This is a genomic window from Marinomonas sp. 63XJN7_9_ISO-PGPR-S23-217, from assembly GCF_056173515.1.
Genome location: NZ_CM149678.1, coordinates 2,576,587 through 2,595,172 on the forward strand (window position 1 = coordinate 2,576,587; position 18,586 = coordinate 2,595,172).

At 45.1% G+C, this 18,586-nt stretch carries 17 protein-coding genes and 2 tRNA genes; 15 read left to right on the forward strand and 4 right to left on the reverse strand.

Annotation, left to right across the window (positions count from 1 at the left end; all coding sequences use genetic code 11):
- Positions 1–134: 134 nt before the first annotated feature.
- From pyrC to AC0VYI_RS12045, 4 genes are all read left to right on the forward strand, one after another.
- Positions 135–1,169 (forward strand): dihydroorotase, encoded by a 1,035-nt coding sequence (gene pyrC, locus AC0VYI_RS12030; protein ID WP_475449583.1) that lies wholly within the window; start codon positions 135–137, stop codon positions 1,167–1,169.
- Positions 1,170–1,343: 174 nt separating this feature from the next.
- Complete coding sequence (locus AC0VYI_RS12035; protein ID WP_475449585.1) at positions 1,344–1,751, forward strand: ketosteroid isomerase-related protein; 408 nt, start codon at positions 1,344–1,346, stop codon at positions 1,749–1,751.
- A gap of 14 nt (positions 1,752–1,765) precedes the next feature.
- Positions 1,766–2,365, forward strand: coding sequence for a GNAT family N-acetyltransferase (locus AC0VYI_RS12040; protein ID WP_475449587.1), 600 nt, complete (start codon positions 1,766–1,768; stop codon positions 2,363–2,365).
- A gap of 3 nt (positions 2,366–2,368) precedes the next feature.
- Entirely contained in the window at positions 2,369–3,244 is an 876-nt protein-coding gene (locus tag AC0VYI_RS12045; RefSeq protein WP_475449588.1) for a carbon-nitrogen hydrolase family protein, read from the forward strand.
- Between the two features lie 93 nt (positions 3,245–3,337).
- Here AC0VYI_RS12045 and AC0VYI_RS12050 read toward each other — a convergent pair whose 3' ends face one another.
- Positions 3,338–4,552, reverse strand: a complete 1,215-nt coding sequence (locus AC0VYI_RS12050) for an MFS transporter (RefSeq protein ID WP_475449589.1) — start codon at positions 4,550–4,552, stop codon at positions 3,338–3,340.
- Between the two features lie 140 nt (positions 4,553–4,692).
- On the opposite strand from AC0VYI_RS12050, the gene AC0VYI_RS12055 reads away from it, so the two are divergent.
- From AC0VYI_RS12055 to AC0VYI_RS12070, 4 genes are all read left to right on the forward strand, one after another.
- Positions 4,693–5,565, forward strand: coding sequence for a LysR substrate-binding domain-containing protein (locus tag AC0VYI_RS12055; protein WP_475449591.1), 873 nt, complete (start codon positions 4,693–4,695; stop codon positions 5,563–5,565).
- A gap of 114 nt (positions 5,566–5,679) precedes the next feature.
- Entirely contained in the window at positions 5,680–6,126 is a 447-nt protein-coding gene (gene umuD / locus AC0VYI_RS12060) for a translesion error-prone DNA polymerase V autoproteolytic subunit (RefSeq protein WP_475449593.1), read from the forward strand.
- A complete protein-coding gene (gene umuC, locus AC0VYI_RS12065; RefSeq protein WP_475449595.1) occupies positions 6,113–7,396 on the forward strand; it encodes a translesion error-prone DNA polymerase V subunit UmuC in 1,284 nt (427 codons plus the stop codon). The genes umuD and umuC overlap by 14 nt, the downstream gene beginning before the upstream one ends.
- 402 nt (positions 7,397–7,798) lie before the next feature.
- Positions 7,799–9,211 (forward strand): purine-cytosine permease family protein, encoded by a 1,413-nt coding sequence (locus AC0VYI_RS12070; RefSeq protein WP_199478171.1) that lies wholly within the window; start codon positions 7,799–7,801, stop codon positions 9,209–9,211.
- Between the two features lie 195 nt (positions 9,212–9,406).
- On the opposite strand, the gene AC0VYI_RS12075 is transcribed toward AC0VYI_RS12070, so the two are convergent.
- Positions 9,407–9,493: transfer RNA gene (locus tag AC0VYI_RS12075), tRNA-Leu, on the reverse strand.
- Positions 9,494–9,531: 38 nt separating this feature from the next.
- A tRNA-Leu gene (locus AC0VYI_RS12080) sits at positions 9,532–9,616 on the reverse strand.
- A gap of 183 nt (positions 9,617–9,799) precedes the next feature.
- Here AC0VYI_RS12080 and AC0VYI_RS12085 point away from each other — a divergent pair.
- From AC0VYI_RS12085 to AC0VYI_RS12105, 5 genes are all read left to right on the forward strand, one after another.
- Positions 9,800–10,531 (forward strand): DUF599 domain-containing protein, encoded by a 732-nt coding sequence (locus tag AC0VYI_RS12085; RefSeq protein WP_199478198.1) that lies wholly within the window; start codon positions 9,800–9,802, stop codon positions 10,529–10,531.
- Complete coding sequence (locus tag AC0VYI_RS12090; protein WP_475449597.1) at positions 10,521–11,222, forward strand: O-methyltransferase; 702 nt, start codon at positions 10,521–10,523, stop codon at positions 11,220–11,222. The genes AC0VYI_RS12085 and AC0VYI_RS12090 overlap by 11 nt, the downstream gene beginning before the upstream one ends.
- 184 nt (positions 11,223–11,406) lie before the next feature.
- A complete protein-coding gene (gene htpG / locus AC0VYI_RS12095) occupies positions 11,407–13,335 on the forward strand; it encodes a molecular chaperone HtpG (RefSeq protein WP_475449599.1) in 1,929 nt (642 codons plus the stop codon).
- A 242-nt stretch (positions 13,336–13,577) separates the two neighbouring features.
- On the forward strand, positions 13,578–14,489 hold the full coding sequence (locus AC0VYI_RS12100) for a DNA ligase (protein WP_475449601.1): 912 nt from the start codon (positions 13,578–13,580) through the stop codon (positions 14,487–14,489).
- Between the two features lie 97 nt (positions 14,490–14,586).
- Positions 14,587–15,318, forward strand: a complete 732-nt coding sequence (locus AC0VYI_RS12105; RefSeq protein WP_475449603.1) for an alpha/beta fold hydrolase — start codon at positions 14,587–14,589, stop codon at positions 15,316–15,318.
- Between the two features lie 157 nt (positions 15,319–15,475).
- On the opposite strand, the gene xthA is transcribed toward AC0VYI_RS12105, so the two are convergent.
- Positions 15,476–16,291: an exodeoxyribonuclease III gene (xthA, locus tag AC0VYI_RS12110; protein ID WP_475449605.1), complete on the reverse strand. Its 816-nt coding sequence runs from the start codon at positions 16,289–16,291 to the stop codon at positions 15,476–15,478.
- 597 nt (positions 16,292–16,888) lie between these two features.
- On the opposite strand from xthA, the gene AC0VYI_RS12115 reads away from it, so the two are divergent.
- Both AC0VYI_RS12115 and AC0VYI_RS12120 read left to right on the forward strand, forming a co-directional pair.
- Positions 16,889–17,506, forward strand: a complete 618-nt coding sequence (locus AC0VYI_RS12115; protein ID WP_475449607.1) for a hypothetical protein — start codon at positions 16,889–16,891, stop codon at positions 17,504–17,506.
- A gap of 181 nt (positions 17,507–17,687) precedes the next feature.
- The gene (locus AC0VYI_RS12120; RefSeq protein WP_475449609.1) at positions 17,688–18,461 is read left to right on the forward strand and encodes a 4'-phosphopantetheinyl transferase family protein; all 774 of its coding nucleotides are present in this window, start codon (positions 17,688–17,690) and stop codon (positions 18,459–18,461) included.
- Positions 18,462–18,586 lie beyond the last annotated feature (125 nt).

Consider the following 18,586-nt stretch of genomic DNA (forward strand, 5'->3'; position numbering starts at 1 on the left):
TTTTTTTGTGCCCGTGATGAGGAGGGGTAGTCCTAGTCGATCGATGGGCGCTGCGACTTTGTTTTTATTCTGCTAAAATCCAAACGCCTGTTAACATGCAAAGGCTTTCCTTTCTTTACCACATAAGGCCTGTAATGAACGAAATTACTATTATTAAACCGGATGATTGGCACTTACATTTTCGCGACGGGGATATGTTGCTCGAAACGGTGCCCGCCACGGCACGCTGTTTTGCAAGAGCCGTCGTTATGCCCAACCTTGTTCCGCCAGTCATCAATGCCGAACTAGCATTGAATTATAAAGAGCGCATTATGGCCGCTCGACCTGAGGGGAGTTCCTTTACGCCTCTGATGACGATTTATTTGACTGATAAAACCAGCGTTCAAGATATTCAAGAGGCGAAAAAAGCGGGGGTTCTTGCGGCGAAAATGTATCCGGCAGGGGCGACAACCAATTCTGATTCTGGCGTGAATTCCCTTGAGTCGCTTTACCCTGTGTTTGAGGCGCTAGCAGACAATGACATGTTGTTGTTGATTCATGGTGAAGTGACACAAAAACACATTGATATTTTTGATCGTGAAAAAGCCTTTATCGATCAGCATATGGTGAATATTGTTGAGCGGGTGCCACATTTAAAAGTGGTATTTGAGCACATCACCACAAAAGATGCCGCTGACTTTGTGCTTAATGCCCGCGAAGGCGTGGCCGCCACCATTACACCACAACACCTGCTACTAAACCGAAATGATATGTTGGATGGTGGTATTCGCCCCCATAACTATTGCTTGCCAGTACTCAAACGCAGTACTCACCAAGAAGCCTTACGTGCAGCTGTCCAATCCGGCTCGCCGAAATTCTTTTTAGGTACCGATTCGGCGCCCCATGCTAAACATCGCAAAGAATCCGACTGTGGTTGTGCGGGCTGCTACAGTGCTTGGTCGGCCCTTGAGCTGTATGCGCAAGTATTTGATGAGCTGGACGCGTTAGATAAGCTAGAAGGTTTTGCCAGTTTACATGGTGCGGATTTTTATGGACTTCCGCGCAACACGCAAACAGTTACCTTGATCCGTGAATCATGGGAAGTGCCAAATAGCATTACTCTACCAAACGGCGAGCCCATTGTTCCTTTCTTTGCTGGTAAAGCAGTGGCTTGGAAGTTGAAAGATTAAATCTTTATATTGGCTTTATAAAAATCGAACTCAGAAAAGGGTTCGATTTTTTATAGGTTGTTCAAGCCTCGACAGTTTTTTGTCTGATTAGGCCACTCGTGTTAAAAAAGCCTTTCTCGTGCAACGCTAAATTATTACCATTCGGGCTTTGATTTTTTGTTTGGAGCCTTGCCCATGAGTCAAGCCACGGTTGAATTACTGCAACAATATTACGACGCATTTAACGCCCAAGATATGGATACCTTTTTGTCTTTACTAACGGACGATGTGATCCATGACATTAACCAAGGTGATCGTGAAGTGGGTAAAGACGCCTTTGCGGCCTTTATGGCGCGTATGAATCGCAACTATAAAGAAACCATTGTCGATATCGTGGTGATGTCGAATCCAGCGGGTGACCGTGCGGCGGTGGAGTTTACTGTGCTAGGTGAGTACTTGGCGACCGATGACGGGTTGCCAGACGCAAACGGCCAGACCTATAAGTTGCCAGCAGGGGCTTTCTTTGATATTCGTGATGGAAAAGTGGCCCGCGTGACCAACTACTATAATCTTGAAGACTGGATTGCCCAAGTATCTGCTTAAAGCGGAATGACATTATGCTGACTTTTCAATCTCTCTCTGGCTCGCAATTGACCCAATATATTCCTCAACTTGCTGAGCTGCGCATGCGTGTATTTCGTGACTTTCCTTACCTTTATGATGGGGATTTGGCTTATGAAGCGCGTTACCTAAAGACCTATATTGAAGCGCCAAACAGTGTCATTGTGCTGGCCTTTGATAGCGATAAAGTAGTGGGGGCGTCAACAGGTGTGCCGCTTAGACATGAGACAGCAGAAGTAAAACAGCCTTTTGTCGACGCTGGTTTTAATATTGACGAGATTTTCTATTGTGGTGAATCTGTCTTGTTGCCTGAATATCGAGGACAAGGGGCGGGGGTGGCGTTCTTTGAATATAGGGAAGCCCATGGGAAAGCCTTGGCGGGGATCAAATACTCGTGTTTTTGTGGCGTGCAGCGTCCTGAGGGTCACCCCGCTCGTCCTGCGGATTATCAACCTCTGGATACCTTTTGGCAGCATCGTGGCTATGAAAAGCGTCCGGAACTGATCACCTCTTTCAGCTGGAAGGATATCGGTGATGAGGTGGAAACCCGTAAGCCTATGATGTTTTGGATGAAATCTCTTTATGAGTACTTTTAAGCGATGAGTACATTTAAACTGGCAACGGCACAATACGACATAGGTTTTTTTTCTGCATGGGAAGACTTTGCTGATAAGCTCACCAATTGGGTCGCGGAGGCGGCGCAACAGGGAGCAGAGTTATTGGTTTTTCCCGAATATGGCAGTATGGAGCTGGCGTCTTTATTTGGCGAGGAGGTTTACAGTGATTTGCAGCGCCAGATTCATGCGATGCAAACGCTGTTACCTAAGTGGCACGATCTGCATGCGGCACTGGCCAAATGTCATAATGTGATGATTCTCGCCAGTTCCTTTCCAACTCTGCAAGGCGGTAACTGTTTTGTTAATCGCGCCAATTTGTTTGGCCCTGAGGGGGTAATCGATTTCCAAGACAAGCTGATGATGACACGCTTTGAAAACGAGCAATGGCATATTAGTAGTGGTAATCAGATTAAGGTGATTGATACGGACTTAGGGCGCTTAGGTATTCATATTTGCTATGACTCAGAATTTCCCATGATTGCCAGTCAGCAAGTGGCGGCGGGAGCTGACTTATTGTTGGTGCCAAGCTGTACGGATACGCAAGCGGGTTTTCATCGGGTGCGCATTGGTTGCCAAGCTCGCGCCTTGGAGAATCAATGTTATGTGGTACAGTCGCCTACCATTGGCAATGCGTCTTGGTCAGAAGCGGTGGATGTGAATATGGGACGAGCGAGCGTCTATACTCCAGTCGATTATGGCTTTCCAGATAATGGGATTTTGGTGCAAGGGCATAATGATGATGCTGGTTGGGTATTTGCTACCCTGGATTTGGCTGAAATCGCCCGCATTCGCAATCAAGGACAAGTGTTTAATCACCGAGATTGGCCCAAGCAATTTGCTTTGCAAGGCCCGATGTAAAAAACGCTAAAGTATGGAGGCAAAGCCGCATACTTTAGCGAGACGCCTTCTGCCACTTTTATGGCTTGGGCTAGATTGTTGAATTACCTAAGGCTAGGCCGCTGGTGAGATATCGCCCACCATTTGCGTTTTTGATTGGCGCTCCTGCAAGAAAATATAGGTCGCCAATATAAACAGCACAATACCAAGAGCGCAGATCAACCAGTAAATGTTTTGCAAGCTGCCTGTTGCCTCGTGAATCATACCAGCCAGCAGGTTCCCTAATGAGCCTCCTAGGCCAAACGCCACCATGCCAATGCCGTTTATTTGCATGGTGGCTTTAGATGAGTATTGTTTGCTCACCCAGCCTGCGACAATGCCCCAAATAGGGAAGTACATCATGCCATAGCCAAATCCTGCGAGCAGGACGAAGTGAGCTGGATGAAAAGAAAACGCCACCAAGCCCAAGGCAAAGATGCCAAAGATGCTCAACAGTGTTACGCCGTGGCCTTTTTTGTCTGCCAATTTGCCCACAAAGAAGCCTGCGATCATGCCAGTCAAACCAATCATGCTCCATGTATAACCCCCTAATGCGGGTGGTAAGGACAATTCTGCTAAGTAGGTGTTTAACCAAGTGGTGAACGTTATGGTAGAAGCACCGACCAACAATAGAATCAAACATGATAAAAATGCGGTCCGTTCACGGAAAACAGTTTTAAACAGCTGTTTGGTACCCATGGCAACGGCAAAGTTGACATCAATGTCTTGGCTCTGTGCTTGATTACGCATGCTTTTCAGCAGAGAGAAGGTAGTGAAGACAACAACCAGACCTAAAACCGATGCCACCATCCAACTGCTGCGCCAGCCCAGTAATGGTACGATTAACAAGATAATCAGCCCGTTGACACTGTAACCCCACGCAGTACCGCTGGAAGCAATAGAAAGGTTTGTTGCGGTGCGATCAGCACGCCCATGTCGTGTCACCAATTCCACAATAGAACCCCAGCTCATGGCAGCACTGGAGGCCATAATGGTCAATAAACACATCATGATGATAGGATCATTGAGCCACCCCATGATGAACAGTAAAGAAGAGGTCAGTGAGCCTGTGACAAGCAAAGTACGACCTGAATCTAGGCGATGACCAACGACACCTAAGAGCATGGCGCCAGCAAGATAGGAAATCTGTGTTAATGCGCCTGCCAGTGCAAGGTACCAACTGTTGATATTAATTGTATGCTGCATCATAGGTACCAAGGCCGCAAATAGAAACACGCCAAAGCCGTGGCTGATCACCTGATTGAAACCGAATGTTATTGCGAGCCGCATCACAATTCTCCTTGCTCTAGTGCCTAATGATATGAGTGTGTAAAAAACACTCAGCGAATTCGCGTATAGTAGGGCCTTGCATTTATTCGGTAAATCGATGAATATTCAATTCTACGTTCAATTTTATTGAAAGCTGAAATATGCGCGATTTACCGATTAATTTACTACGTACCTTTATGGTGGTGGCGGAGACTTTGAACTTGACGGAAGCCTCCAGACAGCTGCATAAAGCGCCCTCGACGGTGAGCATGCAGCTCAATCGTCTCGAAGATTTGATTGCCAATCCGTTGATGGTGCGGGGGCAACATGGCGTGCGTTTGACTGCGGTAGGCATTCAATTAAAAAACCATGCTCAACAGCTGCTTAATCTGCACGATCAAATAGTCGGCTCCTTTCAAAATATGGACATTGATGGGGTAGTGCGTCTTGGTACCCATGACCAATACACCAGTCGAACCCTTGCGCCGATTTTGCAAGACTTTATATTGAGCTATCCCGAAGCTCAGCTAGAGGCTTTCTGTGATTATCGCCCCGATTATTTGGTGGAATTGCTGAATAAAGGCAAGTTGGACATTGCCTTGGTTGAGATGTTGGCGGATACAGCAGGGGGTGTTCGCTTACGCCGTGATGAATTAGTGTGGGTTGGCGCTAAAGGGCATTTTGTCCATATGCAAGCTGTTTTGCCTTTAGTGGTGTTTGCGGAAGGCTGCCAACATCGTCAGTATGCATGCCAAGCACTAGACGCTGAGGGCATTCCCTATCGGGTCGCTTTTACTAGTCAGAGTCGGTCGGGTATATTGGCGGCCGTTCGAGCCGGGGTGGGGGTTGCCATTGTGCCTTATCAAACGTTAGACGATGACTTAGTGATTTATCGTGATTTGCCTGCTTTGCCGGATATGGAAGTGTCGTTATTTGTGTCGCCAAAAGCAAACGAAGCCACACGACGTTTGGAAAAAATCATTGTGGAGAACGCTATTTTTAACCCAACGGCAGCGGAGATGGATTTTAACTAGTGGCGCGGTAAGCGGCATTCGCTATCTTTAAATCCCATCTCTTACAAAAAATCACTTGGTCATGAGCATTGTTTGAAATTATACTGTATACATATACAGTATTGGGTGTTAACTATGCGTGTGACTTATCTTGGATCTTCAAACTCTGCTTCCTTTATCGCGGATCATCGTATTCAGGTTCCTCTTTATGTTGAGTCTGTGTCGGCGGGTTTTCCGTCGCCCGCTCAGGATTTTATTGAGAAGACACTTGATCTTAATGAATTATGCATTCCTCGGCCCATGGCGACGTTTTTTGTGCGTGCTCAGGGGGATTCGATGATTGAGGCGGGCATTCATTCAGGGGATGTGTTAGTGGTCGACCGTTCGTTAACGGCACGTCATGGGGACATCGTGATTGCTTGCCTTCATGGCGAGATGACAGTGAAAACGTTGGAGCTAAATCCCAATGTGTTGTTGCGTCCGAAAAACAAAGCTTATAAGGCCATTCATATTACCGAAGAGTCAGAACTGGAAATATTTGGAGTGGTAACGGGAGTGGTTCGTAAGTATGAACGGGGCTAATAATACAGCTTTCGCATTGGTCGATTGCAATAATTTTTACGCCAGTTGTGAGAAATTATTCCGGCCAGATTTAAAGCACATGCCCGTTGTTGTGCTATCGAATAACGATGGCTGTATTGTGGCGCGTTCCAAAGAAGCTAAAGCTCTGGGTGTGAAAATGGGAATGCCATTGTTTCAGGCTCAGGCGGCGATAAGGCAGCATAGCATTGTGTGTTTTTCGTCGAATTATGCTCTGTATGCGGATTTGTCAAATCGAGTGATGGCAATCTTAGAGGAGGAAGCGCCACGGCTTGAGGTCTATTCTATCGATGAAGCGTTCCTCGATCTAACGGGCGTGGAATATGCCATGGATTTACTGACGTTTGGTAAACGGCTAAAAGCCAAAGTAGATAAATGGACAGGGATCACAGTAGGTGTGGGGATTGCGCCAACCAAGACACTGGCTAAGCTGGCGAATGAGGCGGCGAAGCGATACCCAGCAACGGGATCCGTAGTGGATTTGATGAATCCTGACCGACAAAAGCGTTTATTGTCGTTGGTTGATGTGAGTGACGTGTGGGGCGTAGGTCGGCGAATCACCGAGCGGTTGCGTGCTAGGGGAATTCGCACGGCATTGGACTTGGCGAATGCGAACCCTAGGGCCATTCGAAGCGAGTTTTCCGTGGTATTGGAGCGGACTGTGCAAGAGTTGAACGGGGTGTCTTGTCTAAATCTTGAATTGGTGCGCCCAACAAAACAGCAAATTATTTGCAGCCGATCATTCGGCCATCGTATTACGGAAAAACAGGAGCTGCGGGAAGCCATCGCCAAATATACGACTCGTGCTGCAGAGAAGCTACGCAAGGAAAAGCGCCTTTGTCGTGTCGTGAATGTGTTTATTCGTACCAGTCCGCATGCTCATGATGAGAAGCACTATCGGAACGCTTTGTCTGTTGAGTTACCCAATCCCACAGACGATACACGGGACTTACTGGATGTCACCGAGGTGTTGTTTTGTCGTCTATGGCGTGACGGATTTCGTTATATGAAAGGCGGCGTGATGCTGGCGGATTTCTATGAACATAGCGCTTATCAGTACGATTTTTTTCGAGCGGACGGTATGAAAGCCAACTCACAAGCCTTAATGAGCGTAGTGGACCAAATCAACCGTAGCGGTCAGGGCAACATCTTTTTCGCCTCACAAGGCGTATCACCACAGTGGGCCATGAAACGTGAGCATCTATCGCCCGCTTATACAACCCAATGGGAAGCGTTACCAAAAGTTTGGTAGGGAGATAAAACACCTCGCTTACGTGAGCACGATCAAGCTGGCCTATCTTATCTAAGAAAAGAGTTTGACACTGATTTGTCTTATTGCCTCTCTAACTCATTGATCCCACTCATTATAGGATGATCTGGTTTGGCGCCAACTTGGTGCGCGCAGTATTAGGATGTTGTTTTTTTGTGCATTATCTTGTTTGTGTTCTTGCTTTAGGTGCCGTCTCTTAGAATACTGTGGGTGGTATGAAAATTGCTGTTTTTGCGATATGGAACCCTTCGGACGAAAGATTCGCCGATCAATGCATTATGGGAGCGGGAGTACCCACTCAAGCACGCACATTATCTCAGGATGAACCCTCAAGGGGGCGGCAAGGTGCCGTAACAACAACTCCAACAAACGGAGACATATCCTATGTCCATCACTGATCAATCTATTGCCACGGCTCCTCTGCAGGATAGCGGAATTGAGGCTCGTGGTATTGAACGTGTTATGCCCCACGAACGTACTCACGTTAGTGTTATTGATAATTTTACCATGTGGCTGTCAGCCAACCTGGTTATCTCCACCGTAGCGCTTGGCGCTCTGGCTATTCCTATTTTTCAGCTTGGTTTCTGGGACAGCCTGTCCATTATCGTACTGTTCAATATACTCGGTGTGCTGCCTGTGGCGTATTTCTCCACTCTAGGGCCGCGCCTTGGTCTGCGTCAGATGACCATCGCACGGTTTTCTTTTGGCTGGAATGGGGCCAAGATCATGGCGCTGTTTAATGTCGCTGCCTGTATTGGCTGGTCGGCGGTAAACGTCATCGTTGGTTCGCAGATTATTACTGACTTGAGTAGTGGTGTGGTACCTGTATGGGCATCGATTTTGGCGATTGCCGCGCTGACGACGGCCGTAAGTGTGTACGGCTACCGTTATGTGCATCGTTACGAGCGTTATGCTTGGGTTCCTATGGCGATTATCTTCTGTATTGTTGCGGTGAGCACCCATGGTCAAATGAGCGTTGTGCCGACACCAGCTTGGAACATGGCACACATTGCATCACTGGTTTCCTTCGGTGGTGCCATCTATGGTTTCGCTACGGGTTGGAGCTCCTATGCGGCCGATTACAGTGTGAATCAGCCTGAGCATACACCGGCCGCTAAAATCTTCTGGCTGACCTTTTTTGGTGTGACCATTCCCTGTATCTTGCTGGAGTCGCTGGGTCTAGGTTTGACGACAGTAGGGGCGTTCAGCAAAGCGGCCAGCGAGGGCGGTGGTGCTTTGTTAGCGGTAGCGCTGCATCCACTGGGTGGGTTTGGAAATGTACTGATGCTTTTTTTGGCCTTGTCGGTTATTGCTAATAATATCCCTAACGACTACAGCCTGGGCTTGTCTATTCAGGTGCTTGGAAAAGCATTTCATAAGGTCAACCGAGCGGTGTGGACTTTTATCGGTGCGGTGATTTATATCCTCATAGCTATCGTTGCGGCAGCGCATTTTAATTCTACATTGGAAAACTTTCTGCTGATGGTGGCCTACTGGCTGAGTCCTTGGACCGTTATACTGATTCTAGAGCATTTTGTCATGCGCCGTGGTAAATACAACCTCGATGATTGGAACGAGGCGCGCCACCTGCCAGTGGGTTGGGCGGCTGTTATATCCATGGCTATTGGCTTATTTGGCGTATACTTAGGGGCGGCACAATTATTGTTCGTTGGACCAATTGCAGGTTTATTTAATCCTCCTTACGGCATGGACATAGGCTTCGAAATGGGGCTGGTATTTGCTAGCGTGTCTTATTTGATCCTTAGACCGATCGAAATGCGAGCCCACGCAAGATAAATAGTAATAGGTGTTGCCGAGAAGCAATATAGGGAAATGAGCGTGGTGAAACAAATCCACCATAAGAGGCCTTGGCAACATCATCCTCGCCTCACACGATGCATCATCACAGGGGAAGCGATAAGACGTGAGCATCTATTGTCTGAAAATGAGAAGCATTCCTGAAAATTTTCGAGGGATATAACACTTGTTTTTTGGTGCGGATGGGGGGACTTGAACCCCCACGACCGTAAGGCCACTAGCACCTGAAGCTAGCGTGTCTACCAATTCCACCACATCCGCAGTACTTAGAATTTGATTTATCACATGTTGTATAAAGATGGTGCGGATGGAGAGACTCGAACTCTCACGCCGTGAAGCACTGGAACCTAAATCCAGCGTGTCTACCAATTCCACCACATCCGCATGTCGTGATAACGGCGAGAATCATACCGATATTTGTTTATGATGCAAGCTTTTTTATTGGCTTTTGGGGGCTATTTTTAGCGGTGATGAAAGGTTTTTTCCTAGTCTCAAACGAGGACATTAGTAAGGAAAAATGCTTTAATACCGCCTCTTCAAATCTGTTTGTTTTAGCTGAGTGACTCGATGGAAAGCAGTTCGGTTTCGACCCTGATGGATCCGCTAGATTTAGCGACTTTTTTTGTTTTTATCACCTGTTGGTGGGGCTATGCATTTTATGCTTTGTATAATTCGAAGCGTAAGTCCTGCTTAGTGAGCGTGTTACATCAATTTCGCCTGGCGTGGATGTCGCGTTTGTTGCGACGGGATAATCGCATCGCTGATTCTTCTGTGATCGCGAATCTTGAACGCAGTAGTTTATTTTTTGCCTCGAGTTCATTGATTATTATTGCGGGGCTCTTTGCTGGTTTTAAGTATTCTAAAGAAGCGTTAGAAGTGCTGTCTGATATTTATTTGATGGCACCTAGTAGTCGGCAGGAATGGGAGATAAAAATTATTATTCTCGTGCTGATTTTTGCCTACGCCTTTTTTACCTTCACTTGGTCGGTTCGTCAGTATAATTTTTGCTCCGTACTGGTGGGGAGTGCTCCTCTGGCCACAGAGCGGGGGATAGAGGAAAGCGAGCGCGAGTTGTATGCGATGCACATGGCGAAAGTCTGTAGTCTGGCAGCCAATCAATTTAATTATGGTTTGCGAGCTTATTATTTTGCGATGGCCTTTAGTGCGTGGTTTATTGGTCCGTATTTTTGCATGGTTGCCAGTATTTTGGTGGTAGGGGTGTTGTATCGCCGTGAATTTCGTTCAAAAACGTTTAAAACGCTGAGTCGAGGGTTGGTTATTAAATCTCATGCTTCCTAATTTCCCAAAACCGTTACCAGAAGATGACCGTCCTACAAATCGCACGGTCAAGATGGACGATCGGCTTTATCAGTATTTGGTGGATGTCTCGGTTCGCGAGAATGATTTATTGAAGGCATTGCGCCGAGAAACCGCGCAATATCATATGGCACGTATGCAGTTGTCTCCGGAAGTCGGGCAGTTGCTGGCATTGTTGGTTAAATTGCAGTCTCCTAAGAAAATTCTCGAAATTGGTGTGTTTACTGGCTATAGCACCTTGTCTATGGCCATGGCGATGTCTAAAGACGCGTCGTTAATTGCTATTGAGAAAAAGCAGATGTGGTTAGACATTGCGACACGCTACCTTGAAGAGGCGGGGGTGATGGATCGGGTGACGACCTACTGCGATAAAGCCTTACCCGTTATGACGTCGCTTCTTGAGACAGACAGTGGCAGTTTTGATTTTATCTTTATTGATGCGGACAAGAAAAACTTGCTTACTTACTATGAGCGGGCGAAGCAATTATTACGCCCTGGTGGGTGTTTGCTGATTGATAACACCCTTTGGTGGGGCAATGTGGCGGATGACGCTTTTATTGATAAAGATACCAACATTGTACGGGCGTTGAATAAGACGATTCATGCCGATCATACGGTGGATTTGTCGTTGATTCCCATCGGTGATGGCCTAACGTTAGTACGTAAGCATTGAGAGTCGCCTGCTGATGCTTCTCTTGTTTTCGCTCTAAATCTCTCTTTTTAAAGACTTTCTCCTGCTTTTTTAAGATAAGCCTCTTGAAATCACTTCAAGAGGCTTTATTTATGTTTCACCAGTGAAACGAAATCCCCCTTTGGCGGCTTGCCAGAGGTTCATTAAAATAGGAGCAAGTTTAAAGATGGCAACTGATACTCAAAAAGAAACGTTAGGGTTTCAAACGGAAGTAAAGCAGTTACTTCATTTGATGATCCACTCTTTGTATTCTAACAAAGAGATTTTCCTACGTGAGCTGATTTCCAACGCGTCTGACGCCGTTGATAAGCTTCGTTTTGAGTCTGTCGCTAATGCAGACCTTCTTGCAGAAGACCCCAATTTACGCGTTCGTGTTGAGTTTGATAAAGAGGCCAATACGGTCATTATCGATGATAATGGTGTGGGTATGTCCCGCGAAGAGGCGATTGCCAACTTGGGTACCATTGCCAAATCTGGCACGTCAGCGTTTCTTGAGCAATTAAGCGGTGATCAGAAGAAAGACAGTCAGTTGATCGGTCAATTCGGTGTGGGCTTCTACTCTGCCTTTATCGTTGCGGATAAGGTAACGGTTGAAACTCGTCGTGCTGGCGCAGCTAAAGACGAAGCGGTACGTTGGGTATCAGACGGTACTGGCGAGTTTACTGTTGAAAACATTGAAAAAGAGACTCGCGGTACTCGCATCACCTTGCACCTTAAAGCCGACGAGAAAGAGTTTGCCGATAACTACCGCCTACGCTCTTTAGTAACAAAATACTCTGACCATATTTCTATTCCTGTTGAAATGGAAAAAGTGGTTTATCCAGAAATGGATGAAGAGGGTAATCCTAAGCCAGTTGACGAAAACAAAGCACCGGAATTCGAAGCTGTTAACTCAGCGAAAGCCCTTTGGACTCGTTCGCGCAACGATGTTTCCGACGAAGAATACAAAGAGTTTTACAAGCATATTTCTCATGACTACCAAGAGCCTCTTAAATGGTCGCATAACAAGGTAGAAGGTAAGCTTGAATACACCAGTCTGTTGTACATTCCTTCTAAAGCGCCTTACGACCTCTGGAATCGCGACATGCAGCGCGGTCTGAAATTGTATGTTCAGCGTGTCTTTATTATGGATGAAGCAGAGGCGTTCTTACCTCCTTACATGCGTTTTGTAAAAGGGGTAGTGGATTCAAACGATTTGTCTTTGAACGTATCTCGTGAAATTTTGCAAAATGACCATGCCGTCGATTCCATGCGTTCTGCTCTAACAAAACGTGTATTGGATATGCTGGGTAAAATGGCGAAAAATGAGCCAGAAACCTACCAGAAATTCTGGGATGAGTTTGGTAACGTGATCAAAGAAGGCCCAGCAGATGATATGGGCAATAAAGATAAGATTGCTGCTCTACTACGCTTTAGTACGACTCATACCGATGCACCAGAACAGACAGTCTCTCTTGCCGACTACATTGCTCGCATGGCTGAGGGGCAAGATAAAATCTACTACATTTATGCCGAGAACCACAATACAGCGAAAAACAGCCCACACTTAGAGATTCTTCGTAAGAAGGGCTTTGAGGTCTTGTTGTTGAGTGACCGTATCGACGAATGGATGATGTCTTCTCTGCAAGAGTTTGAAGGTAAGCATTTCCAAGATGTTACCAAAGGTAAATTGGATTTAGCCGATTCTGAAAACGAAGAAGAGAAGAAAGAGAAAGAAGAAAAAGCAGAGCAAATTAAGCCGCTTTTGGATCGCATGAAAGCGGTTCTTGAGTCAAAAGTCACTGCCGTAAATAGCACTGACCGTCTGACTAATTCACCGGCCTGCTTGGTCGTTGGTGAGTATGATATGGGTCTGCAAATGCGTCGTTTGCTTGAGCAAGCAGGTCAAAAATTGCCTGAGTCCAAACCTAGCCTTGAGGTGAACCCTGATCACCCAATTGTGGCGAAAATGGATGCCGAGACAGACGAAGATCGCTTTGCGGATATGGCGTGGTTGCTGTTCGAGCAAGCCACTTTGTCTGAAGGTGGTCAGCTGGATGATCCTGCAACGTTTGTTAGCCGCATGAACAAACTGATCGTTCAATTAAGTAAATAGTCTATTGAATTTACGCTTTAGATTCTTCGGTTTAGGTTTTATTTTTGGCAGCCTATGAGCATTAGCTAAATTAAAATCGATACACCAATTAAAGCCCTTGCTCCGTGATGAGCAGGGGCTTTTTGTTGCCTTGTTGTGACGCCAGGGTCTGGGTCAAAGAATAAGGCTGGTTTGCAAAGTAAGATAATTTTGTTTAGCGTGATGTTTTTCATGTCATATTAAATAGTTCAAAGGAGTGAACGATGTTGAGCAAGGTGTTGCTAGGGGTAGTCGTCAGTGTAGGAGTGTTGTTTTCATCCTTCTCAAACGCACAAATGGATGTGCAGTTAGCAAAGCGTTACGGTGATGAAAAGGGAGCTTACCCTGTTACGGATTATCTGGTGAGTGAGAAGTATGATGGAATTCGTGGGATTTGGACGGGCACTGAGTTATTGAGTCGTCAAGGAAAGCCGATTCATGCGCCTGCTTGGTTTATTCAGGCATTGCCCAAAGGGGTTTGGCTTGATGGAGAGCTGTGGTCCAAACATCATGATTTTCAGTTCGTTGCCTCCGCTGTCACTAAAGATGAGCCCATCGATTCTCAGTGGCGTAAGATTTATTACATGGTGTTTGATGCACCAGATTATAAGCACAATTTTGCTGAGCGCAGTCAGCGTTACGCGCATATTGTGGAGACGATTCATGCTCCTTTTGTTAAAGCCATCAAACAATTTACCGTACCAGACAACCAAACATTAAGTCATGTACTGGACGAGTATGTGAAAAAAGGGGCTGAAGGGTTAGTGTTACACCGTAAAGCGGCGATGTTTCAAAGTGGTCGCACTGGTAACCTGTTGAAGCTCAAGCCTTATATGGACGATGAAGCAACCGTCATCGGTAAGACACCAGGGCAAGGCAAGTACAAGGGCATGCTGGGAGCGTTAATCGTTGAAATGCCTTCTGGTACTCAATTTAAAATAGGGACGGGGTTTACGGATGAAGATCGTGCCAATCCACCTCATATTGGCGATGTGATTACTTATCAATACCATGGTTTTACCAAGCGCGGCATTCCTCGCTTTGCCAGTTTTATGCGGGTTCGCTATCCTGCCAAAGAGCAGCCTGTTACCAAGTCGTCATCTATCAAAGAAATCTCATCGTTGCCCTCTAAGTAAGGTATTATGAGTATTTCCTCCTACTTTTAATAATATGAGTTTTTAATGGTATGAATTCCATAGAGATGATGTTGTCATCCATAAGAGACTTTTAATAATGGCGTTAACTAATACCTCAGAAAAAGTGATCTATTGTTTGCCTGGCACGATGTGTGATGAACGCCTCTGGCAATTTATTGACAAGGTACTGGTTGGTATCACCCTTAAGCATGTCTCGTTGCCGCAAGAAGAGAGTATTGAGGCGATTGTTGATTCCTTGGCGGCAAGTTTGCCAAGCTCACCGATTTTTCTCTTAGGCTTCTCCATGGGAGGCTATATTGCCAGTGCGTTTACGCTTAAATACCCTGAGCGAGTGGCTAAGTTGATGGTTGTTTCCAATACGGCTCAGGGGTTACAAGAAAGTGAAATGGCCCAACGCAAGCTTGCGCTGAATTGGGTGGCCAAGAATGGTTATAAAGGGATTCCCCCTAAGAAAGCCATGTCTATGTTGGCACAGCGTAATAGGCACCATGAGTACCTTATCGAGTTGATCAAAGAGATGGATGCATCGTTAGGAGAGAAGGTGCTTATACAACAATTGTCTAGTAGCTTGGAGCGACCTGATATTCTGTTCAACTTACTGACCTTGGGTATGCCTTTATGCTTTTGTTTAGGGGAAGAAGATTCGTTGATTTCTCCACAAAACCGACGCGCTTTAGAAGAATGCAAAACATCAACACAGGAGAATAAAAGGGTTGAGGTGTATATAGCAAGCCACTGTGGCCATATGGTGACTCTAGAACAACCTCTCTGGCTTTGCCAAAAAATCAAAGCTTTTTTTGGGGGGTAGAAGGCTAATTTATTGGAGTGTTGCGAATTTATGAAAAGCATCCACAAAGACTGTGGATAAATCTGGGGGTAGAATGAGGTAATAAGCATCCTTGCCAGACAGGGCGGCCCTTACTGGATTTGTGTGTTTTTTGACCAGTAGTCGCCCTATTTTTTTTCTATGAGTTGACGTTAAAAGTGCTCCAAATCGGAGCATGATCAGATGGTTTTTCTAAGGCGCGTAGCTCATAATCCACGTCGGAATCCGCTAAATAGGGCGTGAGTCCTTTTGATGATAAAATCACATCAATACGCAGACCACGCTTAGGTTCATCATCAAACCCTTTGGAGCGGTAATCAAACCAACTAAAGCGATCGTTTGTATTTGGGTTGAGTTGGCGATAAGTATCATCAAAGCCCCAGTCGGTTAATGTTTTAAACCATTCTCTTTCTTCTGGTAAGAAGCTGCATTTTCCGGTTTTTAACCAACGCTTGGCGTTAGCATCGCCGATGCCAATGTCTAAATCCGTAGGGGAAATATTAATGTCACCCATCACTATGATTTTTTCGTCAGGGGAGTGGGCGGCCAGATAAGCCATTAGATCCGCGTAAAACTTACGTTTGGCAGGAAACTTGGTTTCGTGGTCACGGTTTTCGCCTTGAGGGAAGTAGCCATTGAGGACTTTAACTGGCCCTTCAGAGGTTTCGAAAGTGGCGATAATCATGCGACGCTGTGCGTCTGCATCGTCCCCTGGAAACCCATATTCCACATTTAAGGCGGGTTGTTTACTGAAAATGGCCACGCCGTAGTGAGACTTTTGCCCATAGTAATAAGCATGGTAGCCAACGGACTTAGGGATATCATGGGGGAAGGCGGCATCGTCTACTTTGATTTCTTGTAAGCCAATGACATCTGGCGCGTGTTTTTCCACCAGCGCTTGTATCTGATGAGGTCGTGCTCGTAAGCCATTGATATTAAATGAGACAAATTTCACGGTGATTCCTTGTTTGGCGAATTTATTTAATGATACCGAGTTGTTGAATGGTCATAAAGAAGTTTGCCTGTGGAATAGGTTGGTTTGTTAAATTATTTTGATGGCAATGCTAGGCGTTTATAAGAACGTCTTTATCGGACAAGCATAAAGGATGCTTTCTGGCGGATGGCAAGCCTGTAGTGAGCAAGAAATAACGACGGTTTCCGCGTGAAGAGATCAGCTGTCGATCATGAATCCACCCTATATATGCTCATTAGCCGAAAAGCTGAAGTCGGTTCTGCTTTCAGTAGAATCGTGACTGAGCAATTTTGGTCAGGTATTTAACAGATAGATGAGTAATATTGTTATTGATAGGCAAGGAAGAAGTGCTTTAAGTGCGATGATGGTTGAGCAAGTATAAGCAGATGTCACGGCTACCCAGATGCGTGGTCGGTTGACGAACCATTTTTCATTGCACAAGATTTTTTATGTGAGTTCAACTTCCCCTTCGCTGGATTCGACCTTGCTCTATCGATCGATTCAATAGCCTAAGGTTTATTGGCAATTTATCCGTCAAGACGGTTCTTCGCAGGTCTATTTAAAAAAGGAAAATGAATAATGACTGATAAAAAGCAGTCTGACATTATAGCTTACTTAATGTCATCAGAAGCAAGACTGACTATTATTATTCCGATTCTTATTTATAATGTTGTATTTTGGGAATTTGGTGCAGGAATAGCCGTTATTTTGACTGCATGTTACTCAGGTTTGTTAGAGCTTTTTAGCAAACGGCCTAGATCATTGTCTATTATTTTAATTATTCTTGTCTCCGGCATGATTCATTATCTTTATCTTAATGGTTATTCTTTCTTTGGAATTAATCAAGAGGGCGTTTTTCTATCAGTTGGAAGTGCTATCTCTGTCGTTTTAGTATTTGGTTTTTATTCATTGATAGGTCGTCCTGTTATTCGAACTCAGGCGGAAAATGCTATGCCTAATTTAACTCAGTTATCTTATTATGGAACATCAAAATATAGCCGAGTGTGGCAAGAGATTTCTTTGGTCTGGATACTTATTTACGCCTTAAAAGCGGCTGTTATTGTGTTTATTTATAAAACCCAATCAAGTTTATCAAATGACTTTGTCTTCCTTTTTTCTTGGCCATTAACAGTGGTTATGATCGTTTTTAGTGTCTATTGGCCCAAAGTTCGCTGGTCTACAGCGAGAGCAACTTAAGCATTCGAGAACATTGTCCTGCGACCACATCGACTTTTTTTGCGCTGTGCAAGCTACTAATGCCACAGGCAACTTTACTAAAGTAGTGCAGCGTGTTCCTATTAGAATTGTGTTTAATAAACCAGTTCATCTAGATAGTGGACTGTCTGCGGTGGTAACGGTTGATACAAGGAATTAGCCAGTGGATTTTAGATTGCCAGAAAATTGTTTTCTACCGATTTGCTCTGATCGGTCAAATACTTGTGGTGATGACTTTATTTACAAGGAGCAATATTTTGATTTAGGCCATATTGGTCTCTCGTCTTGCCAGTTTAACCCTTCGCTCTACCGTGACTCTCTCTTCTTTAAGCTAGGCATTCATTTTCCTGTATCGTTAGAAAGCGCTGTCGTGTCACGTCGTGCGGAGTTTTTAGTGGGTCGTCATTTGGCTAAAAAGATGATACGCAAAAGAGTTAGTAAACCTTTAGAGGATGTCAATGTCGGAGTAGGGCATAACCGTTGTCCTATTTGGCCCAATGGTGTACTGGGATCCATTACACATAGCCAAAATTTTGTGGTCTGTGTTATCGCTCAATTGCCAAGTGCTCAGTTTTATCTGGGGGTTGATGTTGAAAAGATATTAACAACCGAAACGTTTCGTGAGATTGAGAACTCTATTGCTACTTTTCATGAAATGCAACGAATGAGAGAAGTAGGGTTTAGTAATGAGGTCGCTTTGACTGTTATTTTTTCAGCAAAAGAGAGTGTATTTAAAGCCTTGTATTCTTTTGTTGGCGAATACTTTGGTTTTGAAGAAGCTAACTTGGTAAAAGTTGATCGTGAGGGGCAAATTTTATATTTTGCTTTGTCGCCTTTTTTAAGTGAAAAGTCTGGGGTCAATAAAATACTAAATTGTCAGTTTTCCATTCAAGGTGAGATGGTTATGACACTCGCGTTCGACAAGGTAAACTCTTAATAGTAGTTTAAAATTGTTATAAAGCCTATTTCTATCGGTTTTTTATACTGAACGGTTTGTGGTGTCATAGATTATACAAAAAATAGTTATGCATATATTTAATATAGCCATTGTTCAGTGCATTT